This window comes from Conexibacter sp. CPCC 206217 (assembly GCF_030646165.1).
Lineage (GTDB): Bacteria > Actinomycetota > Thermoleophilia > Solirubrobacterales > Solirubrobacteraceae > Conexibacter.
Genome location: NZ_JAUTDO010000015.1, coordinates 22792 through 48851, shown reverse-complemented (window position 1 = coordinate 48851; position 26060 = coordinate 22792). Strand labels below are relative to the sequence as shown.

21 protein-coding genes are annotated in these 26060 nt (G+C 72.2%); 5 read left to right on the top strand and 16 right to left on the bottom strand.

Annotated features, from left to right (window positions below; all coding sequences use genetic code 11):
• Positions 1-98: 98 nt before the first annotated feature.
• Positions 99-1412, top strand: coding sequence for a glycosyltransferase 87 family protein (locus Q7L65_RS26275; RefSeq protein WP_304726245.1), 1314 nt, complete (start codon positions 99-101; stop codon positions 1410-1412).
• A 25-nt stretch (positions 1413-1437) separates the two neighbouring features.
• Here Q7L65_RS26275 and Q7L65_RS26270 read toward each other — a convergent pair whose 3' ends face one another.
• Positions 1438-2484, bottom strand: coding sequence for an LLM class flavin-dependent oxidoreductase (locus tag Q7L65_RS26270; protein ID WP_304726243.1), 1047 nt, complete (start codon positions 2482-2484; stop codon positions 1438-1440).
• 9 nt (positions 2485-2493) lie between these two features.
• Positions 2494-4047 carry an MFS transporter gene (locus Q7L65_RS26265; RefSeq protein WP_304726242.1) on the bottom strand — a complete coding sequence of 518 codons (1554 nt, stop codon included), beginning with the start codon at positions 4045-4047 and terminating at the stop codon, positions 2494-2496.
• A gap of 79 nt (positions 4048-4126) precedes the next feature.
• Here Q7L65_RS26265 and sigJ point away from each other — a divergent pair, with 79 nt between their 5' ends.
• A complete protein-coding gene (gene sigJ, locus Q7L65_RS26260; RefSeq protein WP_304726240.1) occupies positions 4127-5011 on the top strand; it encodes an RNA polymerase sigma factor SigJ in 885 nt (294 codons plus the stop codon).
• A 48-nt stretch (positions 5012-5059) separates the two neighbouring features.
• Here sigJ and Q7L65_RS26255 read toward each other — a convergent pair whose 3' ends face one another.
• The 4 genes from Q7L65_RS26255 to Q7L65_RS26240 all read right to left on the bottom strand — a co-directional run bounded on the left by Q7L65_RS26255 (position 5060) and on the right by Q7L65_RS26240 (position 9866).
• The gene (locus Q7L65_RS26255; RefSeq protein ID WP_304726239.1) at positions 5060-5494 is read right to left on the bottom strand and encodes a helix-turn-helix transcriptional regulator; all 435 of its coding nucleotides are present in this window, start codon (positions 5492-5494) and stop codon (positions 5060-5062) included.
• A 68-nt stretch (positions 5495-5562) separates the two neighbouring features.
• Complete coding sequence (locus Q7L65_RS26250; RefSeq protein ID WP_304726237.1) at positions 5563-8019, bottom strand: penicillin acylase family protein; 2457 nt, start codon at positions 8017-8019, stop codon at positions 5563-5565.
• A 90-nt stretch (positions 8020-8109) separates the two neighbouring features.
• Entirely contained in the window at positions 8110-8877 is a 768-nt protein-coding gene (locus Q7L65_RS26245; protein WP_304726235.1) for an ABC transporter permease, read from the bottom strand.
• Positions 8874-9866, bottom strand: coding sequence for an ATP-binding cassette domain-containing protein (locus tag Q7L65_RS26240; RefSeq protein WP_304726233.1), 993 nt, complete (start codon positions 9864-9866; stop codon positions 8874-8876). The genes Q7L65_RS26245 and Q7L65_RS26240 overlap by 4 nt, the downstream gene beginning before the upstream one ends.
• Positions 9867-9958: 92 nt before the next feature.
• Between Q7L65_RS26240 and Q7L65_RS26235 the strand changes: the two genes are divergently transcribed.
• Positions 9959-10939: a YafY family protein gene (locus Q7L65_RS26235; RefSeq protein ID WP_304726231.1), complete on the top strand. Its 981-nt coding sequence runs from the start codon at positions 9959-9961 to the stop codon at positions 10937-10939.
• Positions 10940-10948: 9 nt separating this feature from the next.
• Here Q7L65_RS26235 and Q7L65_RS26230 read toward each other — a convergent pair whose 3' ends face one another.
• Positions 10949-11398 carry a type II toxin-antitoxin system RatA family toxin gene (locus Q7L65_RS26230; protein WP_304726230.1) on the bottom strand — a complete coding sequence of 150 codons (450 nt, stop codon included), beginning with the start codon at positions 11396-11398 and terminating at the stop codon, positions 10949-10951.
• 131 nt (positions 11399-11529) lie between these two features.
• Between Q7L65_RS26230 and Q7L65_RS26225 the strand changes: the two genes are divergently transcribed.
• On the top strand, positions 11530-13188 hold the full coding sequence (locus Q7L65_RS26225; protein ID WP_304726229.1) for a sorbosone dehydrogenase family protein: 1659 nt from the start codon (positions 11530-11532) through the stop codon (positions 13186-13188).
• A gap of 230 nt (positions 13189-13418) precedes the next feature.
• On the opposite strand, the gene Q7L65_RS26220 is transcribed toward Q7L65_RS26225, so the two are convergent.
• From Q7L65_RS26220 to Q7L65_RS26205, 4 genes are all read right to left on the bottom strand, one after another.
• Entirely contained in the window at positions 13419-15005 is a 1587-nt protein-coding gene (locus tag Q7L65_RS26220; protein WP_304726228.1) for a trypsin-like serine protease, read from the bottom strand.
• Positions 15006-15075: 70 nt separating this feature from the next.
• On the bottom strand, positions 15076-15783 hold the full coding sequence (locus Q7L65_RS26215) for a L,D-transpeptidase (protein ID WP_304726227.1): 708 nt from the start codon (positions 15781-15783) through the stop codon (positions 15076-15078).
• Positions 15784-15801: 18 nt separating this feature from the next.
• Entirely contained in the window at positions 15802-17469 is a 1668-nt protein-coding gene (locus Q7L65_RS26210) for a trypsin-like serine protease (RefSeq protein WP_304726225.1), read from the bottom strand.
• A 226-nt stretch (positions 17470-17695) separates the two neighbouring features.
• Positions 17696-19063, bottom strand: a complete 1368-nt coding sequence (locus Q7L65_RS26205; RefSeq protein ID WP_304726224.1) for a Tim44-like domain-containing protein — start codon at positions 19061-19063, stop codon at positions 17696-17698.
• Positions 19064-19205: 142 nt separating this feature from the next.
• Here Q7L65_RS26205 and Q7L65_RS26200 point away from each other — a divergent pair, with 142 nt between their 5' ends.
• Positions 19206-19697: a cupin domain-containing protein gene (locus Q7L65_RS26200; RefSeq protein WP_304726222.1), complete on the top strand. Its 492-nt coding sequence runs from the start codon at positions 19206-19208 to the stop codon at positions 19695-19697.
• Between the two features lie 98 nt (positions 19698-19795).
• Here Q7L65_RS26200 and Q7L65_RS26195 read toward each other — a convergent pair whose 3' ends face one another.
• The 5 genes from Q7L65_RS26195 to Q7L65_RS26175 all read right to left on the bottom strand — a co-directional run bounded on the left by Q7L65_RS26195 (position 19796) and on the right by Q7L65_RS26175 (position 25933).
• Complete coding sequence (locus Q7L65_RS26195; protein ID WP_304726220.1) at positions 19796-21859, bottom strand: glycerophosphodiester phosphodiesterase family protein; 2064 nt, start codon at positions 21857-21859, stop codon at positions 19796-19798.
• A 164-nt stretch (positions 21860-22023) separates the two neighbouring features.
• Entirely contained in the window at positions 22024-23544 is a 1521-nt protein-coding gene (locus tag Q7L65_RS26190) for a long-chain fatty acid--CoA ligase (protein ID WP_304726218.1), read from the bottom strand.
• Between the two features lie 91 nt (positions 23545-23635).
• Positions 23636-24022: a ribosome silencing factor gene (gene rsfS, locus Q7L65_RS26185; protein WP_304726217.1), complete on the bottom strand. Its 387-nt coding sequence runs from the start codon at positions 24020-24022 to the stop codon at positions 23636-23638.
• On the bottom strand, positions 24019-24639 hold the full coding sequence (nadD, locus tag Q7L65_RS26180; RefSeq protein ID WP_304726216.1) for a nicotinate-nucleotide adenylyltransferase: 621 nt from the start codon (positions 24637-24639) through the stop codon (positions 24019-24021). The genes rsfS and nadD overlap by 4 nt, the downstream gene beginning before the upstream one ends.
• A gap of 19 nt (positions 24640-24658) precedes the next feature.
• Positions 24659-25933 (bottom strand): glutamate-5-semialdehyde dehydrogenase, encoded by a 1275-nt coding sequence (locus Q7L65_RS26175; protein WP_304726214.1) that lies wholly within the window; start codon positions 25931-25933, stop codon positions 24659-24661.
• Positions 25934-26060: the final 127 nt, after the last annotated feature.

Sequence of the window (26060 nt, the reverse complement as noted above, 5' to 3'; positions counted from 1 at the left end):
TCGTGTGAATTATCGGCCGGCGGCCTGGGGTGCGCGGTCGCCATCGCGTACGCTGCGACCGACGAGCGCGACCGTCGCCTCTGCGCTCGCCTCCGCTCATGTCCGCCGCGCAGCGCACCTACCTCGCCTGGGCGGCAGCGTGGTTGCTGACGCGCGCGTTCATGGTCGTGCAGGCGGGGTTCTTCAACGACGTGGACGGCGGGCAGCTGCAGGACGTCTACCTGTTCCACGCGTGGTCGGATCAGCTCGCGGGCACGCACGCGCTGCCGCGGAGCGACAACTGGCAGTACCCGCCGCTGGTCGCCTTCCTGCTGCTGCTCCCGCGCGTCTTCGACGCGCCGTTCGGCGAGGCGTTCGTCGGGCTGATGCTGCTGGTCGACCTGCTCGGGCTCGTGCTCGTGGCGACGCTCGCCCGGCGCGAGCGGCGCGACGCCGGCGTGTGGGCGTGGCTGCTGCTGATGCCGTGCATGGGCGCGATCCCTCTGCTGCGCTTCGACCTCGTCCCGACCGTGATCGCCGTCGGCGGGCTCGTCGCGATCCGCATGCGCGCGTTCTGGCTCGGGGCGTTGCTGGGTGCCGGCGCGATGCTGAAGCTGTGGCCGCTCGCGGTGCTGCTGGCTGAGCGCGATCGGCGGCGACTGCTGCGCGCGGCCGCGGGCGTCGCCGTCGCCGCGGTCGCGGTGTTCGCGTCCGCGGCGCTCGCGTTCGGCGACCAGAGCGGCTTCCTCGACCACCAGCAGCAGCGCGGGCTGCAGGTCGAGGCGATCGGCGCGACGCCGTGGCACGTCGCGCGCGTCGTCAGCGGCGAGCCGGTCGCGACGGTCTTCCGCAACGGCACCAACGAACTGAGCGCCCCGCTCGCCGCCACGCTCGCGGACGGGTTGGGGTGGCTGATGCTGCTGCTCGGGCTGGCGGCGGCGGGGTGGTGGATCATGCGGGAGCGAATCGTGCGGCGGGGCAGCGTCTGCGGCTGCGAGCGCGACAGCGCCGGCGGCGCCAACGGCGACGAGTCAGCCGCCGACGACGGCTTCCACGACGACGCCGCCCGCTATCTCACCAGCCTCGCCGCCGGTCGCGACGCGGTCTTCACCGTCGTGCTGCTGTCGATCGTCGTCAGCCGCGTGCTGAGCCCGCAGTTCATGATCTGGCTCGTGGGGCTCGTCGCGGTCGTGCTGTGCTCACGCGAGACGCGGCTCGCGCGGCCTGCCTGGATCGTCGCCGCCGCGGTCGTGATGACCGTCGGCCTCTATCCCGGGGCGCCCGCGCTGGAGCTGAGCGACGTCAACCCGACGACGCTCGTGCTGCGCAACGTCGCGCTGCTGATCGCCGCGGGGGATGCGAGCGCGACGATGTGGCGAGCGGTGCGACCGCGCGACGACGGGAATCGACGGACCTCAGCTCCCACGGTGTGAGACCGCTAAATGTAAGATCGTGCGGTCACGCCGCCAGCAGCCCCGGCAGCACGTCCGCCGCGAAACGCTCGTTCGACGCCTCGACCGCGGCTGCATCGGCGTCGAGAGAGCCGGGCACGACGACGATCCGCTCGAGCCCGAGGTCGCGCAAGGCGAGCAGCCGTTCGAGCACCTCGCCGGCCGGCCCGCAGACGGCGAAGCGGTCGATGAAGTCGTCTTCCAACCGGCGCGCGGCCGGCGCGCTCGACTGCCCATGGCGCGCCTCCTCGTACTCCGCGCCGAGCTGCGCGATGCCGGCCTTCGTGACCTCGGAAAGGCCATCGGCGGGCGCGCCCTCCGTGCCAAAGCGCGCGAGGATCGCGGTGCTGCCACGCACGAGATCGCGCGCGGCGGCGCGATCCGGATCGACCGCGACGTTGACGAACGCGCCGAGCGAGAGGGCGGCGCCCGGCGAGCGACCTGCGCCGTCGGGGAGCGCGCCCGCGCGAGCCGCCTCGCCCGCCGCCCTCGCCGCCTCGATCGCCCATGCCAACCGCTCGCGCTCCGCACCCACCGTGAAGTCGAGCATCTCCGCGTGGCGGGCCGCGGCAGCGATCACGTGCGGACCGGTCGCGGCGACCGCGACCGGGACCTTCGGCTGCTGCGACGCCGCGATCCAGCCGATCGAGCTGCGCACGTCGTCGTCGAGCACGACCTCCTCACCGCGCAGGAAGCCCTGCAGCTCCGCGAGCGCGCGCTCGAACCCGGCGACGTGGACCGGCGCCAGGCCGATCTGCGACAACGCCGAGTCGCCGCGTCCGAGCCCCAGCACGACGCGCCCGCCGCTCTCCTCCTGCAGCGTCGCCGCCGCCGAGGCCGTCACCGCCGGATGTCGCGTGGCGGGGTTGGTCACGCCCGGCCCGAGCTGGAGCTGCCGCGTCGCCGCGGCGGCGAGCGCCAGCTCGATCCAGACGTCGGCGTTGAGGTTCTGGCTGTCGGCGACGAACAGCCCCGTGAACCCCCACGCCTCCGCCTGCCGCGCGAGGGCGGCGGTGCGATGGGGGAACGAGAAGGCGTGGAGCCAGACCTGCATCGCTGGACTCTATGCCACGACCGGAGTCGCAGGATCCTCCACCTCCACCACCGCGTCCCGCTCGATCTCGCGCTCGCGCACCAACCACAGCGTCAGCGCCGCGCCGGCGAAGCAGAGCAGCGCGCCGAGCGTGAGGACGTCGTTGAGGCCGGCGAGGAAGCCCTCGCGCGCGGCGTCGCCGGCGGCGCCGCGCGAGCCCGCCGGCACCGTCGCGAGCGCCTGGTCGAGGTTGCCGGAGGAGGCCGCCTCGACCAGTTGGCGCGGCCGCTCGCCCGTCGCCGACGGCGTGCCGGCCAGCAACTCGCGCACGCGGTCGGCTCCGCGGCCGACGAAGATCGCGCCCCAGACGGCGATCCCGACGGCGACGCCGACCTGGCGGAAGGTGTCGTTGATGCCGGCCGCCATCCCGCTCTGCTCCTTCGGCACGACGCTGATCGCGACGTCGCCGATGACGGGGTTGATCAGCCCAACGCCCGCGCCCGCGACGATGAAGCCGCCGAGCAGCGTCGTCCACTCCGAGTCGACCGCGACGCCGGACATCAGCAGCAGGCCGACGCCGGCCATCCCCAGCCCCGTGCTCATCAGCAGCCGCGCCGGCACGCGCGACAGCAGCGCCCCCGCGATCGGCGCGGCGACAAAGCTCGCGACCGTGATCGGCAGGTAGCGCAGGCCGGCCTGGAACGGCGACAGGCCGAGATAGCTCTGCAGGTACAGCGTCAGGTACAGGAACAGCGCGAACATCGAGCCGGAGATCGCGAACGCCGCGATCTGCACACCGGTGAACGAGGCGCGGCGGAACAGACCGAGCGGGAGCATCGGCTCCGCGACACGCCGCTCGATCGCCACGAACGCACCGAACAGCACCGCCGCGCCGACCAGCAGCGAGACGATCAGCCCACTCCCCCACCCCTCCGCGTTGCCGCGCACGAGCGCCAGCACGAGCAGTACGAGCGACGCGCTGAAGGTCGCCGTGCCGGCCCAGTCGACACGCGTCGCGTGCGGGTCGCGGCTCTCGCGCAGCTTCGCGTACGTGATCGCGATCGCGGCGAGGCCGATCGGGACGTTCAAGTAGAAGATCGCCTCCCAGCCGAGCGAATCGGTCAGCGCGCCGCCCAGCAACGGGCCGATCGCGACCGCCACGCCGATCGTCGCGCCGTAGGCGCCCATCGCCGTCCCGCGCTCGCGGCCGGGCGCGAACTCCTGCGCGATCAGCGCGAGCGAGACGGCGAACATCGCCGCGCCGCCGACGCCCTGCAGCGCGCGGGCGACGTTCAGCACGGTCGGGTCCGGCGCCAGCGCGCAGCACAGCGACGCGCCCGTGAAGATCGCCAGGCCCGCGACGAAGATCCTGCGGCGCCCGAGCCGGTCCGCGAGCGATCCCGCCGTCAGCACCAGCGCGGCGAGCGTCAGCGCGTACGCGTCGATCACCCACTGCAGGTCCTCGAAGCTGGCGCCGAGGTCGTCGCGGATCGACGGCAGCGCCACGTTGACGACCGTGATGTCGAGCAGCAGCATGAACGTCGCCACCGACACCGCGATCAGGGTCCACCACTTGCGTTCCATCAGAAGTCGAGCTCCTTGTCACATCGCCTGCGTTGCATCCGTCACCCCTTTGACGCACCGCGACGAAGGGATGTGACAGATGGACGAGCGCGAATTCCTGGCGGACCGTTTCGAGACGAGCCGCGCCCACCTGCGGGCGGTCGCGTTTCGCATGCTCGGCTCCGTCAGCGAGGCGGACGACGCCGTGCAGGAGGCGTGGCTGCGGCTCAACCGCGCCGACGCCGGCAGCGTCGAGAACCTGCCGGCGTGGCTGACGACGGTCGTCGCGCGCGTCTGCCTCGACATGCTGCGCTCACGCAGAGCACGACGCGAGGAGCGGCTCGGTCCGCACGTGCCGGAGCCGATCGTCAGCCGCGCCGACGGCGTCGACCCCGAGCACGAGGCGCTGCTGGCCGACTCGGTCGGGCTGGCGCTGCTGATCGTGCTGGAGACGCTCGCGCCGCCGGAGCGGCTCGCGTTCGTGCTGCACGACATGTTCGGCGTGCCGTTCGAGGAGATCGCGCCGATCGTCGGGCGCTCGCCGGCCGCCGCGCGCCAGCTCGCCAGCCGCGCCCGGCGGCGCGTGAGCGGCGGCGCGCCGGCGCCCGACGTCGACCTCGCCGCTCAGCGCGAGCTGGTCGACGCGTTCCTCGCCGCTGCGCGAGGCGGCGACATGCAGGCGCTGGTGGAGGTGCTCGACCCCGACGTCGTGCTGCGCGTCGACCGCGGCGCGCTGCCGGCCGCCGGCGGGCGCGAGGTGCACGGCGCCGCCGCCGTCGCGGCGCGCGCGCTGACGTTCGCGCGCCTTGCGCGGCTCGCGAAGCCGGTGGTCGTCAACGGCACCGCCGGCTTCGTCGTCGCGGGCCCCGCGGGACCGCTGGCCGTTGCGGGCTTCACCGTCGCGCGCGGCCGGATCGTCCAGCTGGACCTGCTCGCCGATCCGGCGCGCCTGCGCGAGCTGGACCTGACGGTGCTGGACGACTGAGCGACGCGGCGGCGCGGGCGGCGGCGGCTCGACTGGTCGAACGTCACGCTAACCCTGCAACGGTCTGCTGTCTTCTCGAAACGTCCGGCGTTGCGGACGACCGTGGGCGCGCACGACGCAGCCGGGCACGCGCGCGAACTGGGCGGCGGGTGGAAAGTTCGCGCGATAGGCGGTCGGCGAGACACCGTACGTGCGCGTGAAGCTGGTCGTGAACGAGCCGACGCTGCGCAGCCCGACCGACAGACAGACGTCCGCGACCGAGCGGTCCGTCGTGCGCAGCAGCGCCGCGGCACGTTCCAGCCGCCGCGTCAGCAGGTACGCGTGCGGAGACTCGCCGAACGCGCGCCGGAACTGCTCGCTGAAGTGCGCCCGCGACAGCCCCGCGGCGCGCGCCAGATCCTCGACTCTGAGCGACTCGAAGTAGCGCGCGTCGGCAAGGTCCTTGGCGCGCAGCAGATGGCGGGCGGGCGGAACGAACGCCATCGCAGGAGTATCGCGCACGGTTCGAGTCGCGCGCGAGCGGTCAGGACCCGGCCGTCGTGCGCCCCCGGCTAGCGGCGCTCCTTGCGATGCCCTCTGAACGTGATCACCTGCTGGATCCCGCTCGGGCGGTTGGTGTAGCGGATCGTCGTCGGGAAGATGCCGGGGGCGAAGCTGATCCGCTCGGCGTTCGCGTCGGAGGTCCATGCCGCCGGGTCCTCGCTGCCTCTCGCGGCCGCCAGCACCGCACCGGTCTGGTCGATCGCCGCCCAGACCGCCGCGCGGCAGGCCGCGAGGTCGCCTCTGCCGCAGAAGCGGGTCGCGAACGGGGAGCGGAATCTCGTGCCCGTGAGCGTGCGCAGGTCCTTGTCGAGGTAGGCGAGCCGGCCGCCCGTGAAGCCGCTCGACGGCGCGTTCGTCGTGCCCTCGATCGACGCGAGCTGCGCGTTCAGGTCTGCGCCGAGCACCGGCGTCAGGACCGCGTCGGCGAGGCGCGGGTAGAGCGTGTCCATGATCACCGGCGCCGCGCCGGCGTCCATCAGGCCGTCGAGCGTGCGGTCCAGCCGGCTGGAGCCGCTCGCGCGCCAGCCGCGCAGCAGGTCGAGCAGCTGCTGCGCGCGCGGGCTCGGCGCGGGCGTGCCGACCAGCAGCGCGTGCAGGCCGTCCAACAGCGGTCCCTGCACGCGCAGGTCCTGCGTCGCCGCCGCGTTCATGGCGGAGGTCACGCTTGCCAGGTCGTGCTTGCTTCTCTTGGCGATCCCGGCGCGCAGCATCGTCACACGCTGCGTCGAGCCCTGCGACCACTCCGCGTCGGAGGAGCCGAAGCCCGCCGCCGGCTTGTTGTTCCAGTTGATCAATTCACCCGACGCCGGGTTGGCGACGTGCGGGTGGTCCATCGGCTTCAGCCAGCCTCTCCACTCATACTGGCCCGTGCCCTTCGTCGGCAGGCGCGGGTCGACGCGCGGGTCGCGCAGCGGCAGAGCGCCGGTCGAGTACATCGCGATGTCGCGGTCGTCCGCGTAGCCGACGTTGAACGTGAACGGCGACGTCGCGGCAGCGTCGTAGAACGATCTGACGCCCGTCACCTTGCCGTCGGTGAAGCGCTTGAAGGCGATCTGCCACAGCACGTCCTTGCCATGGCTGGAGCGCTGGAAGGAGATCGCGACGCGTCTGCCGCCGACGGTCGCGTAGCCGAGCACCGGGCCGTGGACGGTCGTGCGGTAGGCGACTCTGCCTCTGCCGAGGATCGAGCCGGCGTCGACGGAGCCCATCGCGCGGCATCTGCCCTTGAACAGGTACTTCGTCTGCGAGCCGCCGCAGAGCGTCTCGACGAACTGGTCGTTGGTGTCGGAGCCCGCCGACGTCAGCGACCACGCGAAGTCCGGCCCGCGGCCGATCAGCAGGTTGCCCGCGCCGCCCGGCATCGCCGCGCCGCGCGCCTGGATCCCGGGCGCTCTGAGGTCCATCTCCAGCGTCAGACCCGGGTAGTAGTAGCCGATCTGCGGGCCGGCGACGAACAGCGGATGGCCGTTGGTCGAGCGTCTGCCGGAGAGGATCAGGAAGTTCGACATGTTTCTGTGCGCCTTCGCCGCGGTCGCCGTGGCGCGCAGGCCGGCGGCGGTCATCGAGCCGTTGTCGACGACGGCGTTGCCGCTCGCTCTCGCCGGCACCTGCTCGTACGGGAAGCGCTTGGAGATCGTCACCGGCGTGTCGTCGTCGAGGTGCTCGGCGAGGTCGTTCCAGACGCGCGTGCCGTCGGTCTCGCCGAGCTGTCTGCGCAGGCCGTCGAGCAACATCGAGCGGCGCGTCTCGTCGCCGCCGCCCTGCCCGAAGATCTGCCCGGCGAGCGCGTTGATCGCGTACACGTCCACGCGCGTGAACGGCGCCTGCGACGATCTGTCGAACGCGAAGCGCGCGTTGATGCCCTTGACGTATTCGTCGATGTCTCTCAGCAGCGCGCGGCCCTCGGCGCCCTGTGCCAGCAGCGCGTCCGTCTGCGCTCTGTCGATCAGGCGGTCGGCCTGTCTCGTGACGGTGACGCTCGACAGCGAGGTGACGAGCGAGAAGGCGTCGACGCCGGGCGCGTCGAGCGCCGCGAAGCGGGCCGGGTAGCGGCCGGCGGACAGCAGCAGCGCGCGGTCCTGTGCGAGCACCCAGCCGGCCGCCCAGTCGAGGTCGAGCCGGTTGCGCCCGGTGATGTGCGGCACGTTCTGGCGGTCGCGGACGATGCTCACGCCTCTGCGCGGGACCTTCTCGGCCGTGCACGGGCACTGCCCGGCGGTGCCGAACGTCTCCGGCTTGAAGTAGGTCGTCAGGTCGTTCGGCGTGACCTGGTCGAACAGCGGCGTCAGGCCGTCGTACATGCGCGCCTGGTCGCTGGCCGCGTCCGGCGCGCCGATCCCGCCCCATTGGCCGGACGGGATGATGTTCAGCGCCTGGCCGGCGTAGTCGGTCGCGGAAGCGGCCGCGGGCAGTGCTGCGAGGGCGGCGGCGCAGAGCGCGGCGGTGAAGGCGACCGATCGGGGCATCGTGCGAACGTACCCTGGCCGCACGGCCAGCCGCCAGTCCACTTGTGACAAAGCGAACTAGCGAGTCTGGACGTGACGGCGGGTTTCGATCTACCGACCGCTGGCAGTGCGGCGGTACTTCGCGACCGCGAGCGGCGCGAAGATCGCGATGATCACGGCGGACCAGACGAACGCGCCCCAGACGCTGTTGCCGGCCGGTGCGCCGAGCCACAGCGAGCGCATCGCGTCGACCACGACCGTGAACGGGTTCACGTCCGCGAACCACTTCAGCGCGTCCGGCATCGTGTCGACCGGGACGAACGCCGACGAGATGAACGTCAGCGGGAAGACCGCGATGAAGCCGAGCGAGTTGGCCGCCTCCGGCGAGGAGACGACCAGCCCCAGCAGCGCGAACAGCCACGAGAACGCGTAGCCGAAGCACAGCAGCAGCAGGAAGCCGAGCAGCACGTCGCCGACGCTCGCGTGGAACGAGAAGCCGATGATCAGGCCCGTCACGACGAGCACGACGACCGACAGCGAGTTCGTCACGACGTCCGCCAGCGTGCGGCCGGCGAGCACCGCCGGGCGCGCCATCGGCAGCGAGCGGAAGCGGTCGATCAGGCCCTTGTTGAGGTCCTCGGACAGGCCGAGCGCCGTCACGAAGCCGCCGAACGCGATGTTCTGCACGATGATGCCCGGGATCAGGAAGTCGACGTAGTCGTAGCCGGGCGTGCTGATCGCGCCGCCGAAGACGTAGACGAACAGCAGCACGAACATGACCGGCTGGACGGTGAACGCAAGCAGCAGGTCGGGCGCGCGCGGGAGCCGGATCAGGTTGCGCTCCGCGATCACGAGCGTGTCGGACACCAGGCGCCTCATGCGTTCTTCTCCTCAGCTTCGTCCGCCTCGGCCGCGTGGCCGGTCAATGTCAGGAACACGTCGTCGAGCGTCGGGCGGCGCAGGCCGAGGTCGTCGACGCCGATGCCGGCCGCCTTCAGCCGGTCGACCGCCTGGACGATCGCGCCGCGCCGCTCGCGCACCGTCAGCTTCACCACGCCGGCCTCCACGACCGGCCGCTCGTCCGACAGCGACGCGAGCGCCTCGACCGCGGCCTCGGCCTGGTCTCTGTCGTCGAGCGTGACCTCCAGGCGCTCGCCGCCGACCTTGTCCTTCAGCTCGTCGGAGGTGCCCTGGGCGATCACCTTGCCGCGGTCGATCACGGCGATCTTGTCGGCGAGCCGGTCGGCCTCGTCGAGGTACTGCGTCGTCAGCAGCACGGTCGTGCCGTCCGCGACCAGCTCCTCGATCGTCTTCCACAGGCTCAGCCGGCTGCGCGGATCGAGTCCCGTCGTCGGCTCGTCGAGGAAGACGACCGGCGGTCTCGCGACGAGCGCGGCCGCGAGGTCCAGCCGCCGGCGCATGCCGCCGGAGTACGTTCTCGCCGGGCGCTTGGCCGCGTCGGTCAGGTCGAAGCGCTCCAGCAGCTGCGCGGCGCGCTCCTTCGCCTTCCCGCGCGTCATCCCGTAGAGCCGCCCGACCATCGTCAGGTTCTCGGCGCCGGTCAGGTTCTCGTCGACCGCCGCGTACTGACCGGCGAGGCCGATCTTGGTGCGCAGCGTCGCCGCGTCCTTGACCGCGTCGAGTCCGGCCACGCGCATCTCGCCCGCGTCGGGCTTCAACAGCGTCGTCAGCATCCGGACCACGGTCGTCTTGCCGGCCCCGTTGGGGCCGAGCAGACCGAGCACGGTTCCCTGCTCCACCTCGAGGTCGACGCCGTCCACCGCGCGCACGTCCCCGAACGCCTTGACCAGCCCTCTCACGCTGATCGCCGACTCTCCCGTGCGGGCCGGCACGGGTGCTACCTCCATCACTTGGTCCTGCGCATTCGAAGGCATGCGAGGCACCCTACGGACGGTTTAGGCCAGCTACTGGCCGCAATACCTGACATCGTGCGAGGGACATGACGGAGACCTCCGGACGACTGCTGAAGCTGCTCGCGCTGCTGCAGGCACGGCGCGACTGGGCGGGACAGGAGCTGGCCGACCGGCTCGAGGTCTCCTGTCGCACGATCCGCCGCGACGTCGAGCGGCTGCGCGAACTCGGCTATCCGGTCGACGCATTGACCGGACCCTCCGGAGGCTACCGCCTGCGCGCGGGGACCGCGATGCCGCCGCTGCTGCTGGACGACGACGAGACCGTCGCGGTCGCGGTCGGCCTCAGCAGCGCCGCGAGCACGTCGGTGACCGGCATCGAGGAGACCTCCGTGCGCGCCCTGCTGAAGCTGGAGCAGGTGCTGCCCTCGCACCTGCGCCGGCGCGTCAACACGCTGCGCTCGGCGACCGCGACGCTGCCGGCGACCGGGCCGACGGTCTCGCCCGAGCACCTCACGATCCTCGCCGCCGCCTGCCGCGACCGGGAGCGGCTGCGCTTCGCCTACCGCAGCCGCGACGGCGCCGACAGCAGCCGCCGCGTCGAGCCGCACAGCCTCGTCAACCTCGGCCGCCGCTGGTATCTCGTCGCGTGGGACTGCGACCGCCGCGACTGGCGCAGCTTCCGGCTGGACCGCCTGCAGCGCCCCTCCCCCGCCGGCACGCGCTTCGCGCCGCGCGAACTGCCCGGCGGCGACCCGGCGGCCTACGTGACGCAGGGCTTCTCCGCCGCGCAGCGCTTCGCCGCGACGCAGCAGCGCTGGCAGGCGCGCGTGACGCTGAAGCAGTCCGCGGCCGAGATGAGACGCCGCTTCCCGACCGTCTGGGGCAGCTTCGAGCCGGTCGACGAGCAGCGCTGCGACTACCTCACCAGCGCCGACGAACTCGACTGGGTCGCGATCCGGATCGTGATGCTCGGCGTCGAGTTCGAGGTGCGGGAGCCGGAGGAATTGCGCGACGTCTTCGCGCAGCTCGCGGAGCGTTTCGCACGCGCGGGCTCGTCGGTCGTGTGAGCGGGCCGCTCACGCGGCCGACTCCGCGCGGGTCTTCAGTTCCTCCGCCGCCTGATCGACCAAGATCCCGCGCACGCGGTCAACCGCCGGACCGCGCAGCAGCATGCCGAGCATGCGGCCGGGATCGACCTCCAGCGCATAGGTCGCGCGGGTGCGGCCGTCGCCGAGATCGGCGAACGTCCACCGACCGGTCAGGTCCTTGATGTCGCCCTTCTCCTGCATCGTGTCGATCCGCGTCGGCGGGTGGTACGTGAAGCGCAGCCGCGACTTGACCGTCTTGACCTTCGCGTCGGAGACCGTCTCGACCAGCGTCGGGCGCCCCTCCCCGTCGCGCTCCAGCACCTCGACGGAGACGAGCGACGTCTGCCACTCCGGCGCTCGCTCGAGGTCTGCGGCGATCGCGTAGCAACGCTCCAGCGGCGCCGCGATCTCGACGGTGTGCTCTCCGCTCAGGCTCATGCGCCGGAGCTTATGGGGTGCGGCGGCTGACCGGTCGCCGGCGTCCGCACGCGGCGTGCCCACCCTCGCGCGCGCCCGTACCTTCGTCCGCGCCGCGTTTGCCATCCGCCCGCTGTGGCTAGATCGGGCTGGTGAGACGCCACCTGAAGCTCCTTGCGCCGCTGGCGGCGCTACTGCTGTCGCTCGCGTGCGCCGCGAGCGCGCGCGCCGAGGTCAGACTGCAGAACGTCGGCCCGGTCTTCGACAACCCGGTCCACATAGCCGGCGCGCCCGGCGACGGAGAGCGGCTCTACGTCGTCGAGCAGGGCGGCGTCGTGAAGGTCGTGCGCGGCGGCAGCGCGACCGTCTTCGTCGACCTCACCAGCCAGGTGCTGTTCGACAACGAGCAGGGGCTGTTGTCGATCGCGTTCCCGCCCGACTTCCAGACCAGCCGGCTGTTCTACGTCTATTACACGAACAGAGCCGGCGACAACGAGGTCGACGAGCTGCGCGCGCCGACCGGCGACGCGGCCGATCCCGCCTCGCGCCGGCTCGTGCTGCCGATCCCCCACCCCGTCGCCGGCAACCACAACGGCGGCCAGCTGCAGTTCGGCCCCGACGGCTACCTCTACCTCGCGCCCGGCGACGGCGCCAGAGGCAACGAGACCGCGCAGAACCTCGACAGCTTGCTCGGCAAGGTCCTGCGGATCGATCCACGCGGCGGCGTCGCCGGGTCCTACACCGTGCCCGCCGACAACCCGTTCGCCGGCCAGGCCGGCGCGCGCGGCGAGATCTGGGCCAGAGGGCTGCGCAACCCGTTCCGCTTCTCCTTCGACCGCTCGACCGGCGACCTCGTGCTCGGCGACGTCGGCCAGGGCACGACGGAGGAGATCGACTGGGTGCCGGCGTCCGCAGGCGCGGCGCGCGGCGGCGACTTCGGCTGGGCCGACTGCGAGGGCAGCTTCGTGCAGGGCAGCAAGACCAGACCGTGCACGCGCCCCGGCACGATCCTGCCGATCATCGACCGGTTCGCCGACGAGGGCTTCCACTCGATCATCCCCGGCTACGTCGTGCGCGACCCGACGCTGCCGTCGCTGTTCGGCCGCCTCGTCTACGGCGACTACTTCGTGCCGGCATTGCGCAGCGCCGTGCCGTCGAACGCCGGTGCGACCGACGCGGTCGTCGGCGTCTCGGTGCCGAGCCTGTCGTCGTTCGGCGAGGACGCGGGCGGCTGCGTCTACGCCGCCTCGAAGACCGACAGAGGCAGCGTCTACCGCCTCGTCGAGACCGACGCGCGGATCCCGTGTGCACCGGCCGCGGCGGTCGATCCCGGCACGATCCCGACGCCGTCCGCCGGCAGCGGCGACAGACCCGCTGCCCCCTGCGCCACGTGCAGACCGGGCGCGGGCGGCAGCGGAGCGGGCGGCTGCGCCGGCTGCGGGAGCAGCGGCAGATCCGGCTCCGCGACCAGACCCGGCCTGCGCACCAGCGCCCCGCGCGCGCAGCGCGTGCTGCTGCACGGCGCGGTCGTGCTGTACGCGCGCTGCACGCGCGCCTGCCGGGTGTCGAGCGGCGGCACGCTGACGATCGGCCGCAGAAGATTCGAGCTGCGCAGCGTCGCGCGGACCGCCAGAGCGGGCGCCCGCGTGCGGATCGCCGTGCGACTCTCCAGACGCGCGAGAGCCGCGTTGCGCAGAGCGGTGCGCGCCGGCAAGCGGCCGAAGATCGTCCTGCGCGTGCGAGCGCGCGCGACCGGCAGCGGCGGCGCGAGATCGAGACTGGTGCGGGTGACGGTGCGCGTGAAGGGCTGAGCCGGTGTTCGCCTGTCTGATCTCCACCACCGAAGGATTGCTGCCGTAGAGGAGCAGCAATCCTTCGATCCCCTCGTCAGGGACCATGCGAGAGTGCGGCAAACCGCGAGTTAGGCTACCCTAACTCTCGCGTGGCAATCCGCGCGCTCGGGGACCTGGATCAGCTCGGGTTCCAACCGCCGGGGGGTGGTGAGCGAACGCTGCCGGGGCTGGGCGGCCCCGGCAGCGCTTCACCGTCTACCGCCCCGCCGTACTCTCACGTTCACCGCGGCGGAGCGTCTGCCGCCGTCGGTCGACTGCAGCGTGACGGCGTTCGCGAGCAGGCCCGCCTTCACCGTGCGCGCGACGCGCAGCGTCAGTCTCAGCATCCGCGTGGTGCCTGCTTCGACGGTGCCGACTCTCCAGCACGCTCTCCCACGCGCCTTTCTCACGCCGCGCGGCAGTCTGCCGAACGACAGTCCGCGCGCCGGGGCGTCGCAGACGACGACGCGGTGCGCGGCCGCCGAACCGCGATTGGCGACGCGGATCGTGTAGGCGACCGTGCGACCCGCGACGACGCGCGCGCTCGACGCGGCGATGCTGAGCCGCAGCGACGGCTGCCGCGCCGCCGATCTCCTTGCCGGCGCCGCGGGGGCGTCCGGGACCGCGGGCGCCGGCGCCGGCGCGATCGGCGGGGACGGCAGCGTGCGCGTGATCCCGGTCCCGCCCGCGTTGGTCGCGCTCGCCTGGCAGGCGACGGTGCGGCCGGTGTCGGCGGCGGTGAACGCGTACGTCGGGCTCGCGCCCGCCTGCAGGACCTGGCCGGTGCGCGTGTCGAGGAACGCGAAGCCGAGCACCGGGCTTCCGCTCCAGGTCCCGGCCGAGCAGCTCATCGCGTCGCCGGCGCGGAAGATCCCCTGCGCCGTCACGTCGCGACCGCCGCGTGGCGCCTGCGGCGGCGTCGGGTTGCCGCTCACGAACTCCTGGATCTCGGGAGCGGCGAGGTTCGCGTAGCCGTTGACCGAGCCGACCCCGCACTCGCCCGTCGGGCCCGTCGTCACCACGAAGCTGGCGACACCGCTCAGCGAAGCGCCGACCGTCAGCGGCCCGCCGCTGTCGCCCTCGCAGGCCGATCCGACAGGACTGGCGACGCACAGCACGACCGCGTTCGCATCGCCGCCGCAGGCGAGCGGGTCGCCGATCGTCGTGGTGACACCGTAGAGCCGGCCGTCGGGCGTGCCACCGGCGACCTGGCGGCCGAAGCCGCTGATGCCGGCGGCGGTCCCCGCGACGGGTCCGAGGCCGGCGGCGACGAGCGGGATCGGCCGCGCGGTCGCGTTCAGCGTCAGCGCCGTGGACAGCTTCAGCACCGCGATGTCGTCGGGCGCGACGCCGTGATTGACCAGCGTGTAGCTGTAGCCGGGATGAACCTGGATGCTGGCGACGGCCTTCGGCTGGGGATCCTGATCGGGACCGCTGGGCGTCGCGGGATCGTGGTTGGAGACGCCCGCCACGACGGTCATGTCAGCGGCCGAGAACTGCGCGGCCGTGCTGGGGTCGAAGACGCAGTGGCCGGCCGTGATGATCGTCGTCGCGTCGTAGATCGATCCGCCGCAGTTGTAGACGAATCTGTTGACCGTGTCGTCCGCCTGCACGAACACCTGCCACGGCACCTGCGAGATCGCCGTCGGCGCGCCGCCGACGATCGCCGGCTTCTTCACGAGGTCCGTCGTCTCCGGGCCGAGCGTGACGGTCGCGGCAGACACGTCCGCGGCAGCGCTGGAGGTGACGAACGCGCCGACGCCGGTCAGTGCCAGCGCGACGCTCGCGATCAGCACGCCGGCAAGCGTGCGAGGTGAGGTCCGTGACGGTTCCCTGTGCATGGAGCGGAGACTAACCGCGCGTCGCTCAGCGGATCGTCACGGGCACACCCGCCTCGAGGTGGTTCGCGAGCCAATTCGCGTCCGTGTTCGCGATCCGGATGCAACCGTGTGAAGAAGCCGTGCCGAGTGGATCGAGCAGTGATGCGCCGCCGCGGCCGTGGATCGCAACACGTCCCGGACCACCCTGGAACTCGGTGTAGGTGTCCGAGAAGGCGGTCAGCGGAAAGACCCAGCCGCCGAAGAAGCCCGTCGCGGGCCGCTGCGGCAGCAGCTCCGAGATCGCGAACTGCCCGCGCGGGGTCGGGCTCGAGTCCCTCCCGACGACCGCTGGGAAGACGTTGACGACGCGATTTCCCTCGACCACGGTGACGCGCCGGGCGCGCAGGTCGATGCCGACGCGCCAGCTCGTGTGCTCCAGCGCGACGTCGTCGCCGGGAACCCAACCGGCGCTCCCGTTTGGCCGCCGCGCCAGCAGGACGCGCACGAACAGCCTCCCGCCGACGACGCGCCGCGCCGTCACCGCGTACTGCGCCTCGCCGCGGCCGAGCGGTGCGAACGGCTCCAGTCGCGCGAGCAGTCTGCCACCGCCGGGCGCCGCGGTCGCCTTCGTCGCGAACAGGATCCGCGCGAGGTTCGGCGTGGCCGCCGTCGCCCCGGCTGGAAGGAGCGCCAGCACCGCCGCCGCACATGCGGCGGCGATGCCTGCGATCCGCACCCGTGGCGCGTCAGGCAACGGTCACCTGACACACCATCAGCCGGTCACCGCCGGCGGACGGGTGGTGCCTCTCTGCTGCGCCGCGCGCACGCGCACGCGCACCGTGTCGGCGCGGTTGCCGCCGTTGCTGGAGCGCAGCGAGACCGCGTTGGTGACGAGGCCCGGCTTCGTCGAACCGGCAACCCGCAGCGTCACGCGCAGCGTGCGCGAGCTTCTGGCCTTGACGGTCCCGAGCGACCAGCAGGCGCGGCCGCGGGACTTCTTCGCCCCTCTCGGCAGCGTGCCGAACGAGAGGCCGCGACCGGGCGCGTCGCAGACGACGACGCCCTTCGCCGCCGCACGACCGCGGTTGACGACGCGGATCGAGTAGGCGACCGTGCGACCGCGCACGACGTTCGTGCTCGCCGCCGTGACGCCGACGCTCAGCGACGGCTTGGCGGCCGGCGCTCTCGGGGTCGGTCTTCTCGGAGTCGGTCTCGTCGGGGTGGGCGCAGGCGGCGTCGGCGCCGGCGGAGCCGGTCGCGCGGCGATCGCGGGCGAAGCCTGCGTGCGCGTGATGCCGGTGCCGCCGGCGTTCGTGGCGCTCGCCTCGCACGCGACCGTGCGGCCGACGTCGCCGTCGGTGAACGCGTACGTCGGGCTCGGCCCGACCTGCAGCACCTGGCCGTTGCGCGTGTCGACGAACGCGTACGCGTAGGTCGGGGCGCCGCTCCAGGTGCCGGCCGAGCACGTCATCGAGTTGCCGGCCTGGAAGACGCCGGTTGCGCTCACGTCACCGCCGCCGCGCGGGGCGATCGGCGGCGCGTTGTTGCCCTGCACGAACTCCTGGATCTCCGGCGCGGCGAGGTTCGTGTAGCCGTTGACCGAGCCGACCCCGCACTCGCCGGTGGGACCGTTGGTCGAGACGAAGCTGGCCACGCCGCTCAGCAGCGCGCCGATCGTGAGCGGTCCGCCGCTGTCGCCCTCGCAGGCGGAGCCGACCTGGCTGGTGATGCAGAGCACGACCGCGTTCGCCTCGCCGCCGCAGACGAGCGGGTCTCCGATCGTCGTGCCGACGCCGTACAGTCTCCCGTCGGGCGTGCCGCCCGCGGCCTGCAGGCCGTAGCCGGTGATGTTCGCCGACGTGCCCAGGACCGGGTTGGGACCGGCCGCCGCGAGCGGGATCGCCTTCGCGGTCGGAGTCGACAGATCGAGCGGGGTCGCGAGCGTCAGGACCGCGATGTCGTCTGGGGCGACGCCGCCGTTCTCGGCGGTGTAGCTGTAGCCGGGATGGATCCGGATGCCCGAGACCACGCCGACCTGCGGATCCTGGTCGGCACCTCTCGGCGTCGCTGGATCGGTGTTCGAGATCCCGGCCACGACGGTCATGTCGACCGGGGTGAACGGGAGCCCCGTTCTGACGTTGTAGACGCAGTGGCCGGCCGTGATGATCGTCGTCGCGTCGTAGATCGATCCGCCGCAGTTGTAGACGAATCTGTTGACCGTGTCCTCAGCCTGGACGAACACCTGCCAAGGCGTGGAGGTGATCGAGATCGGCGTGCCGTTGACGATCGCGGGCTTCTTGCCGACGTCCTTCTGCGGGCCGAGCGTGAGCGTGCCGCCGCCGCTCGCGAGCGCTGCCGGCGCGCCCAGCGCCAGCGCTCCGAGCGCGACCAGGGCAAGCGCTGCCTTGCGCCCTGGGATGCGTGAGATTCCGATGTGCATGGCGCGGCACTTTACGGTGAGTCATCCGCCCCAGTTAAAGGTGAATCAGACTTTAAATTTATACTGACACGAGGAGGTTTGACGAACTCTTCAGCGGGTAGAAATGCGCCCTTTGCCTGCAAACCGACGCAATCGGCTGATCACGCCGTTATCACACGAACGACGCCGACAGCCGCGCCGGTCACCATCAATTGTCCGTCAAATGACAAGCTGATGACAAATACGGCTACGCGGCGACGTTGCCGGCGGCCGCGTCGACGACCTGCCACGGGCGCTCGTCGGGCCCGGCCAGCGCGAGCGTCCAGCGCTCGATCGCGGTCGTCGCGGACTGCTTGCTGCCGGCGAGGACCGCGGCGGTGTCGCGATCCTCGATGTAGCGACGGCCGTTGACCTCCACCGCGACGGTCATCGTCGGCGGCTCGGCCGCCGGGTTCAGCGACGAGATCTCGAGGTGCTCCACGCGCGGCCCGCGGATCACCAGGCGCGTGCGGCCGGACGTGTCGCCCGGGTGCAGCAGCGCCTGCGCGGCGGCGGGACTCGCGACGTCGAGCAGGTCGGCGTCGGCACCGTCGACGGCCTCCGCCCACGCGGCGACGGCGCGGCGGACCGCGGCCTCCAGCACGTCGGGCGCCCAGCGCCCGTCCACGAGCGAGAGGTCGAGCGCGGCGTTGCGCGCCTCACCGGCGTAGTCGAGGTCGGCGACCTCGGCGGTCGAGACGCCCTCGGGCAGCTTGTCGAGCGCGGCGACCTCCAGCAGCGAGGCGTCGCTCATGCGCTGATCGTCGTACATCGGCGAGGCGACCAGCTCCGCGTCGAGCACGTGCCGGCCCTCCGCGTCGCTCTCGATCGAGGCGATGATCCAGCCCGAGCCGTCGGGGCGCTTGGCGAGCGTCCAGAACTCGGTCAGGTCGGTCGTGTCGTCGTTCTCCTCGTTGCGCTGGAGGATCTGGCCGTTGCGCATCACGACGTAGTCTCTGAGCCGCGCGCAGATCCGCACCGTCACGCGATCCTCGCGATGGCCCTCGCGGTTGGTCAGGCCCAGGTACTCGATCGACGACAGCTCGAGCACCTCGACGCGGTTGTGCCAGCCCTTGCGCTTGAAGTCCTGCAACCGCCGTCTCCACTCGACGTTGAGCTCTGGCACGAGCAGCTCCTCCAGCCGCGCGTAGTCGCGTTCGTCCCACGCCGTCTGGGCGTCGCGGAACATCTGCTCGGCCGCGGCGCGCACGGCGTCGGGCTCGAACATCGGGTCGTCGTCGGCGGCGACGGCCGCCGCCAGCTCGACTCTGCGCGCGTGCTGCTCACGCCGCTTGCGGTACTTGCGCACGGCCATCGCGCCCTTGATGACGCTGATCACGACGACGATGCCGACGATCGCGAAGATCACCAGCAGCAGCACGGGACTGCCGCCGCCGGTGGTGGTCCCGCCGCCGAAGCCGCCTCCGCCCCCGAAGCCGCCGCCACCGCCGCCTCCCCCGCCACCGCCGAAGCTGGACGAGCCGCCGCCGGCCGCGGCATGCGCGAACGAGGTGCGCAGCAGCAGCGCGACGAGCGCGAGCAGGACGGCTGCGCCGGCGCGGCGAAGCGGGAGCATGAGCGTGAGCGGATGCGAGCGAGCGGATGCCATCGTCCGAGGACGGTAGCGCGCCCGGCGGCCGGGCTCCACTCCGAGCCCCGATCTGCCGATGAAGGCAGAAAGCTTCGCTTCACCACCCCACCGAGGAGAGCGTCCCACCGTGTCAGTCCGTTTGCGCACCATCCTGCTGCTCGTCGTCGCGATGGTGCTGACCGCCGGCGCCACCGCCTACGCGACCACCACGCTGCGTGCGGGCGCGGCAGAGGATCAGCCCGTCGTGCGAACGGTGCTGGCGGAGGACGAGAACCCAGCCGGGGCGCCCGGTCGCACGCTCGCGCTCTCGCGCGTGACGGTCGACCCCGGCGCCGAACTGGCGCTGCACCGTCACCCCGGCACGCAGATCGCGACGATCGCCCGCGGCACGCTGACCTACTGGGTCGTCAGAGGCGGTCCCGTGGAGGTCCATCGCGGCGACAGACTCGTGCGCAAGGTCAAGGCCGGCGAGCGTACGCGCGTGCAGACCGGCGAGTGGATGGTCGAGCCGCCCGGCACGATCCACCACGCCGCGAACCAGGGCAGAGCCGAGATCGAGATCCTGCTCTCGACGCTGTTCCGCAACGGCGCGCCGCCGGCGATTGCGGTCAGACCGTAGACAGGCGGCGCGCGCCCCGAGGAGCGCGCGCCGCAAACCGTCGAGCCCGGACCGGCGGCGCGTCATGCCACGCGCCGCCGGCCCACGTCGGCCCCCGCTCAGCCCAGCGGCAGCAGCGACGTGCGCTGCGGCTTCTGGCCCGGCAGCACGACGAACGTCGCGCGCTGCGCGCCGACTCTGACGTTGACGCGCACGCGCTGACGCTTGGGCAGCGTGTGCTTGGAGCGCAGCGACAGCTTCACCGCGCCGCGGCCCGTGCGGTTCGCGACGCTTCCGCGGCCTCTCTGGCCGAGCAGACGCGCGCTGCCGACGATGCGGATGCGCTTGGCGGCTCTTGCGCGTCTCGCTCTGGCGTTTCTCGCTCTCGCCCCTCTCGCTCTGGCGTCCTCGTCGCCGTCGTCCTCCAGCGAGACGCTCAGCTTGCACGTGACGCCCGTTCTGGCGTTCGCGAAGGAGCAGATCAGCTTCACCGACGGGATCGCGCCGGGATCGCCCTGCGGACCCTGCTCGCCGGTCTCGCCGGCCGGTCCGACGGGACCCACGGTGCCGCGCTCGCCGGCCGGTCCGGCCGGACCCGGCTCGCCGACGGGCAGCGCGACGCCCGTGCCGCTGAGCGCGAAGACGTGCGTGCCGTCGCCCGTGTCGGTGTCGAGCACGAGGCGGCCGGCGGCCGCGCCGAGCGTCTGCGGCGCGAAGCGGACCGAGACCGTGCAGCTGCCGCCGGCCGGCACGAACTCGTCCGTGCAGGTGTCGCCGGCGAGCGCGAAGGCGCTCTCGGAGACGGCGCCGTCGGCGCCCGTCACGCGCACGCGCGAGATCTCCAGCGCGCGGCCGCCGTGGTTGGCGACGACGACCGACTGCGGCGCGCTGAGCGTGCCGAGGCCCTGCTCGCCGAACGGCGCGACGGCGGCGTCGAGCACCGGCTCGTCGGTACCGATCCGCGTGCGCGTCGCGGAGACCGCGTCGTCACCCGCGAAGCGCGCCTCCACGCCGCTCCAGTCCTGGCGCGCGGCGTCGACCGACGCCAGCGTCACGCAGCCGTGCTGGACCGTCGTGCCAGCGCCGACCGCGCTGCCGTCGGCGGCCGTGAAGACGACCTGCTTGGCGTAGAAGCCCATCCCGTTTCTGCGGTTGACGAGGCAGACTCTCGTCGCCGCACCGCCGGAGCGCTTGACCTTCAGCTGCGTCGGAATCGGGTTGCCGGTCGCGGCGACGATCACGTCGGGCTGGTTGGTCTGCACCCCGTCGGCGCCCATCGCGCGGGCGAGCAGGTACTGCTGGCCCTCCTGCTCGGGGCCCTGGTCGTACGCGTGCGGCATCGCGATGCCGCAGCCGTCGTGGATCGCGACGATCGACTCGGGCGTGAACTCGGCCAGCGTCGAGCCGAACACGCGCGAGACTCTGGCGATCTCGTTGAGGAAGGCCGGCGTCTCCCAGGCATTGCGGTTGTAGATGAATCTCGCCCCGGAGGCGTTCTGGAACACCTTCACGTCGCCGCTGTTGAAGATCGACGTGCTCGTCAGGCCGTACTGGTCGATCAGGCGCGCGACCTCGCCGTGGTCCGGGCCGCCCTTGATGTCGGCCTCGATCCCGGCGCCGGCCTGGCGCGCGAGCGCGAGGATCTGCTCGAACGTCGCGATGTGCGTGCCGTCGAACGGCCCACCTCTCCACGGCTCGTAGTCGGCCGCGTTGAGTCGCTCCAACTCCGCCAGCGTGAAGGTCCCGATCGCGCCGCTGCCGTCGGTCGTGCGGTCGACGGTCTCGTCGTGGAGGCCGACGAGCACTCTGTCCTTCGTCAGGCGCACGTCGACCTCGATCGTGTCGACGCCGTAGGCGAGCGCCGCCTCGTAGGAGTCGAGCGTGTTCTCCGGCGCAAACGTGACGGCGCCACGGTGCGCGGAGATGAACGGGCGCGGCTGGCCCTGGTCAGCCGGGTCGGCGTGCTCCCACAGCGCAGTGCGCTGCGGCAGGTTGCAGGCGGGCTGCTGCGCCCACGGTCTGAGCTGACCGATCAGGCCGCGGATGTACGCGATCTCGGCGTCATGCTCGTCGGCCGAGGCGACGGTCGCGCCGACGGTGCCGAAGGCCGTCACGGCCAGCAGCGCCGGAACGGCGACGCGCGTGGCGGCGCGAGCGCGCCGCCACAGCGAGGGGGACTTCATCGAGGGATCCTCCAACGTGGTTGGGAACAACGCCGCCCATCCCAGCGTCGGGACGGCACGATCCCGTGACCGTGCCGTTACGGCTCTGCTACTTCTCGCTCACGCCGTGTGACGCATCTTCACGCGCCGCGCAAACCCTCCCGAACGCTCGCAACGGCTCGCCCTCAGCCCTCCGCACGGTCAGCGTCGGGCGCCTCGATCGCACGCTTGAGGATCTTGCCCGTCGGGCCCTTCGGCAGCGCGTCGACGAGCCACACGTGGCGCGGGTACTTGTACGCGGCGACGCGCTCCTTGACGTACTCGCGCAGCTCGGCGGGGTCGACCTGCTCGCCCGCCTTCAGCGCGACGGCGGCGCCGACCTCCTCGCCCCACTCGCCGTCCGGCACCCCGACAACGGCCGCTTCCGCCACCGCGGGGTGCTCGTACAGCACCTCCTCGATCTCGCGCGGGTAGACGTTGTAGCCGCCGCGGATGATCATGTCCTTCTTGCGGTCGAGGATGAAGAAGTAGCCGTCCTCGTCGACCTTCGCGAGGTCGCCGCTGTGAAACCAGCCAGCTCTGATCGCGGCCGCGGTCGCGTCCGGTCTGCGCCAGTAGCCCTTCATCACGTTGTGGCCGCGGATCACGATCTCGCCCATCTCGCCGGTCGGCAGCTCGTTGCCGTCGTCGTCGAAGACCTTCATCTCGACGCCCTCGATCGGCGTCCCGATCGAGCCGACCTTGCGCGGTCTGTCGGGATGGTTGAACGAGGCGACCGGCGAGGTCTCGCTCAGCCCGTAGCCCTCCAGCACCTTCGCGCCGAACGCCTCGTCGAACTGCTTCAGCACCTCGCCGGGCAGCGCCGAGCCGCCCGAGACGCACAGCCTCAGCGACGACAGGTCGTACTGCGCGCGCACCTCCTCGGGGACCGAGATCAGCGCGTTGTACATCGTCGGCACGCCTTCGAAGACGGTGACGCTGTCGCGCTCGACGATCTCCAGCGCCTTGACCGGGTCGAAGCGCGGCAGCAGCGTCAGCGTCGCGCCGGCCGCGGTCGCGACGTTCAGCGCGCAGGTCTGGCCGAAGGAGTGAAACAGCGGCAGCGCGCCGAGGATCACGTCGCTCTCGTCGACCTGGATCAGCGTCCGCAGCGTCGTGTCGACGTTCGCGAGCAGGTTCGCGTGCGACAGCTCGGCGCCCTTCGGCAGCCCGGTCGTGCCGGACGTGTAGAGCAGCACCGCGGTGTCGTCGGCGGCGACGGCGGCAACCTCGTGGACGGGATCGTGGCCGAACGCCTGCTGCGCGAAGTCGAGCCCGACCGATATCAGCTCCGTACCGGCCGCCTGCGCGCCGGGCGCGGCCTCGCCGGCGAAGTCGTGCCAGGCGAACAGCAGCTTGGCGCCGGAGTCCTCGAGGTAGTGCTTCACCTCGCGCTCCTTCAGCAGCACGTTCATCGGCACGACGACGCCGCCGGCGCGCAGGATCGCGTAGTAGATCGGCGGGAAGAACGGGACGTTGGGCAGCATCAGCCCGACGCGATCGCCGGGCTCGAAGCCCTTCGCTCTGAGCATCCCGGCGACGCGCGCGCTGCCCTCCGCCACGACGGCGTAGTTCAGCTCGACGTCGTCGAGCTTGACCGCGATGCGGTCGCCATGGCGCTCCGCCGTCTCGATCAGCAGATTCGCCAGGCTCCCTTGCACGGTCATCGCAGCTCCTCAGATCGTTCGCTCTCCCTGCGGCGAGCCTACCTGCGGCGTGAGCCGCAGGCGCCGCTCCGTGGATGCTTCCCGCTGCGGCCTACTGCGCCTCGGCGACCGACGGCACGGGGCGCGACGGCGCCTCGCCCCAAAGCTGCTCGAGGCGGTAGAACTCGCGCGTCTCCGGCGTGAAGATGTGCACCACCACGTCGAGGTAGTCCATCAGCACCCAGTTCGCCTGCGGCAGTCCTTCGACGCGGCGCGGCAGCAGCCCGAACCGATCCTTCATCTCGAAGTGGATCCCGTCGTGGATCGCCTTCACCTGGCGATCGGTGTTGCCGGTCGCGATCACGAAGTAGTCGGCGTAGCCCAGGACTCCGCGCAGGTCCAGCTCGACGATGTCGATCGCCTTTCTGTCATCCGCGAAGCCGGCGATCGCGGCAGCCATCTCGGCGCCCGTCATCTCGTCGTTCTCGTTGTTTGTCATGTAGTCACCTCCCCCCGTTCGTCACGGTACAGCCCGGCGCGGTCGATCGCTTCCGCGACCGCGTCCGGGACCAGATAGCGGATCGGCGCGCCGGCCGCCACGCGCGCGCGCACGATCGACGAGGAGACGTCGATCCGCGGCATCGCGAAGAACTCGACGCGCTCGGCGCCGGCCAGCGGCGCGAGCGCGCGCTCGATCGCCTCGCGCTTGGCGCCGACGCGCTCGGCGACCGCGAGCGTCGCGAGCGACAGCACCGCCTCCGGCTCGCGCCAGCTCGGCAGGCTCGCGGCCATGTCGCCGCCGACGATGAAGGTCAGCTCGTCGTCGGGGCGCTGCTCGCGCAGCAGCCGCAGCGTGTCGGCGGTGTAGGAGCGCCCGCCGCGGTCCAGCTCCGCGCGCGAGACGACGAAGCGATCGTCGCCCGCGACGGCAGCCAGGCACAGCTCGTAGCGCGCCTCCGGCGAGGGGTCGCCCGGCGCGAGCTGCTTGTGCGGCGGCTCGCCGGCCGGCATCAGCACGACACGGTCCAGCCCGAGCTGCGCATGAGCCTCCTGCGCGCAGACGAGGTGTGCGAGATGCGGCGGGTTGAAGGTCCCGCCGAGGATGCCGACGCGCATTCGCAGCAGCGCCGCGACGTCAGACGCGCACCTGACCGGTGCCTTCGATCAGGTATTTGAAGGTCGTCAGCTCGCGCAGGCCGATCGGGCCGCGCGCGTGCAGCTTCTGGGTCGAGTTGCCGATCTCGGCGCCCATCCCGAACTCGCCGCCGTCGGTGAAGCGGGTCGAGACGTTGACGTAGACGCAGGCGGCGTCGACGCGCAACTGGAAGGCGCGCGCGGAGGCGGTCACCTCGGTCACGATCGCCTCCGAGTGGCCGCTTCCGTACTGGCCGACATGCGTGATCGCCTCCTCCAGCGAGTCGACGACCTTGACCGCGAGCGTCAGCGCGAGGTACTCGGTCGCCCAGTCCTCCTCGGTCGCGAGGCCGATCGGGACGCCGGGGCCGACGAGCGCGCGTGCGCGCTCGTCGCCGCGCAGCTCGACGCCCTCGGCGACGAGTGCGCTCGCCACGCGCGGGAGGAAGTCTGCGGCGACGTCGGCGTGCACGAGCAGCGTCTCGGCCGCGTTGCAGGCCGACGGCCGCTGGACCTTCGCGTTGAGCGCGATCGCCTGGGCGGCGTCGAGGTCCGCCGAGGCGTCGACGAAGACGTGGCAGTTGCCCGACGCGGCGTAGATCACCGGCACGGTCGCGACGGCTTTGAGCGCGTTCTTGAGGCCCTCGCCCCCGCGCGGGAAGATCAGGTCGACGACGCCGTCCTGCGTCGCCAGCTCGGCCAGCTCCTCGCGCCCGCCGCCGGAGACGAGCGAGATCGCGCCCTCGGGCACGCCCGCCTCGGCCGCCGCCTGCGAGGCGATCTCGGCCAGCACGCGGTTGGAGTGGATCGCGCTGGAGGAGCCGCGCAGCACGATCGCGTTGCCGGACTTGAGGCACAGCGCGGCCGCGTCGATCGTGACGTTCGGGCGCGCCTCGTAGACGACGGCGACGACGCCGAACGGGACCCGCACGCGGCGCACGTCGACGCCGTTGGGCAGCCGGTGGCCGTCGATCGTCTCGCCGACGGGATCCGGCAGCGCGGCGATGTCGCGCGCGCCCTGGGCGATCGCCGCGATCCGCTTGGGGTCGAGCGCGAGCCGGTCCAGCAGCGCGTCGCCGATCTCGTTGACACGACCGGCCTCGATGTCCCTCGCGTTCGCCGCGAGGATCTCCGGCGTGCGCTCGATCAGCGCGTCGGCGATCGCGAGCAGCGCCCGGTCCTTGACGTCGGAGCCGAGCGCGGAGAGCGGGCCGGCGGCGGCCTTCGCGGCGAGGCAGACGTCGGCGACGGAGGTGACGGGCGTGCTGATGGCCATCGCAACAGGGTATCGACCTCCGTCCAACCGCCGCAGGACTGGCGACGCGCCAACCCTGCGCCGTCCGTCCGCCCCGCGCGCCACGGCCGACGCACTTCGTTGCGGTTCGCGCGTCCGCGGAGGGACG

Excerpts from the sequence above, each read along its gene's own strand:
- Q7L65_RS26195 (WP_304726220.1), bottom strand. The coding sequence starts at position 21,859 with ATGAAGTCCCCCTCGCTGTGGCGGCGCGCTCGCGCCGCCACGCGCGTC.
- Q7L65_RS26250 (WP_304726237.1), bottom strand. The coding sequence starts at position 8,019 with ATGCCCCGATCGGTCGCCTTCACCGCCGCGCTCTGCGCCGCCGCCCTC.
- Q7L65_RS26190 (WP_304726218.1), bottom strand. The coding sequence starts at position 23,544 with ATGACCGTGCAAGGGAGCCTGGCGAATCTGCTGATCGAGACGGCGGAG.
- Q7L65_RS26205 (WP_304726224.1), bottom strand. The coding sequence starts at position 19,063 with ATGCTCCCGCTTCGCCGCGCCGGCGCAGCCGTCCTGCTCGCGCTCGTC.
- rsfS (WP_304726217.1), bottom strand. The coding sequence starts at position 24,022 with ATGACAAACAACGAGAACGACGAGATGACGGGCGCCGAGATGGCTGCC.
- Q7L65_RS26265 (WP_304726242.1), bottom strand. The coding sequence starts at position 4,047 with ATGGAACGCAAGTGGTGGACCCTGATCGCGGTGTCGGTGGCGACGTTC.
- sigJ (WP_304726240.1), top strand. The coding sequence starts at position 4,127 with ATGGACGAGCGCGAATTCCTGGCGGACCGTTTCGAGACGAGCCGCGCC.
- Q7L65_RS26245 (WP_304726235.1), bottom strand. The coding sequence starts at position 8,877 with ATGAGGCGCCTGGTGTCCGACACGCTCGTGATCGCGGAGCGCAACCTG.
- Q7L65_RS26270 (WP_304726243.1), bottom strand. The coding sequence starts at position 2,484 with ATGCAGGTCTGGCTCCACGCCTTCTCGTTCCCCCATCGCACCGCCGCC.
- Q7L65_RS26230 (WP_304726230.1), bottom strand. The coding sequence starts at position 11,398 with ATGAGCCTGAGCGGAGAGCACACCGTCGAGATCGCGGCGCCGCTGGAG.
- Q7L65_RS26210 (WP_304726225.1), bottom strand. The coding sequence starts at position 17,469 with ATGCACATCGGAATCTCACGCATCCCAGGGCGCAAGGCAGCGCTTGCC.
- Q7L65_RS26175 (WP_304726214.1), bottom strand. The coding sequence starts at position 25,933 with ATGGCCATCAGCACGCCCGTCACCTCCGTCGCCGACGTCTGCCTCGCC.
- Q7L65_RS26275 (WP_304726245.1), top strand. The coding sequence starts at position 99 with ATGTCCGCCGCGCAGCGCACCTACCTCGCCTGGGCGGCAGCGTGGTTG.
- Q7L65_RS26235 (WP_304726231.1), top strand. The coding sequence starts at position 9,959 with ATGACGGAGACCTCCGGACGACTGCTGAAGCTGCTCGCGCTGCTGCAG.
- Q7L65_RS26255 (WP_304726239.1), bottom strand. The coding sequence starts at position 5,494 with ATGGCGTTCGTTCCGCCCGCCCGCCATCTGCTGCGCGCCAAGGACCTT.
- nadD (WP_304726216.1), bottom strand. The coding sequence starts at position 24,639 with ATGCGCGTCGGCATCCTCGGCGGGACCTTCAACCCGCCGCATCTCGCA.
- Q7L65_RS26240 (WP_304726233.1), bottom strand. The coding sequence starts at position 9,866 with ATGGAGGTAGCACCCGTGCCGGCCCGCACGGGAGAGTCGGCGATCAGC.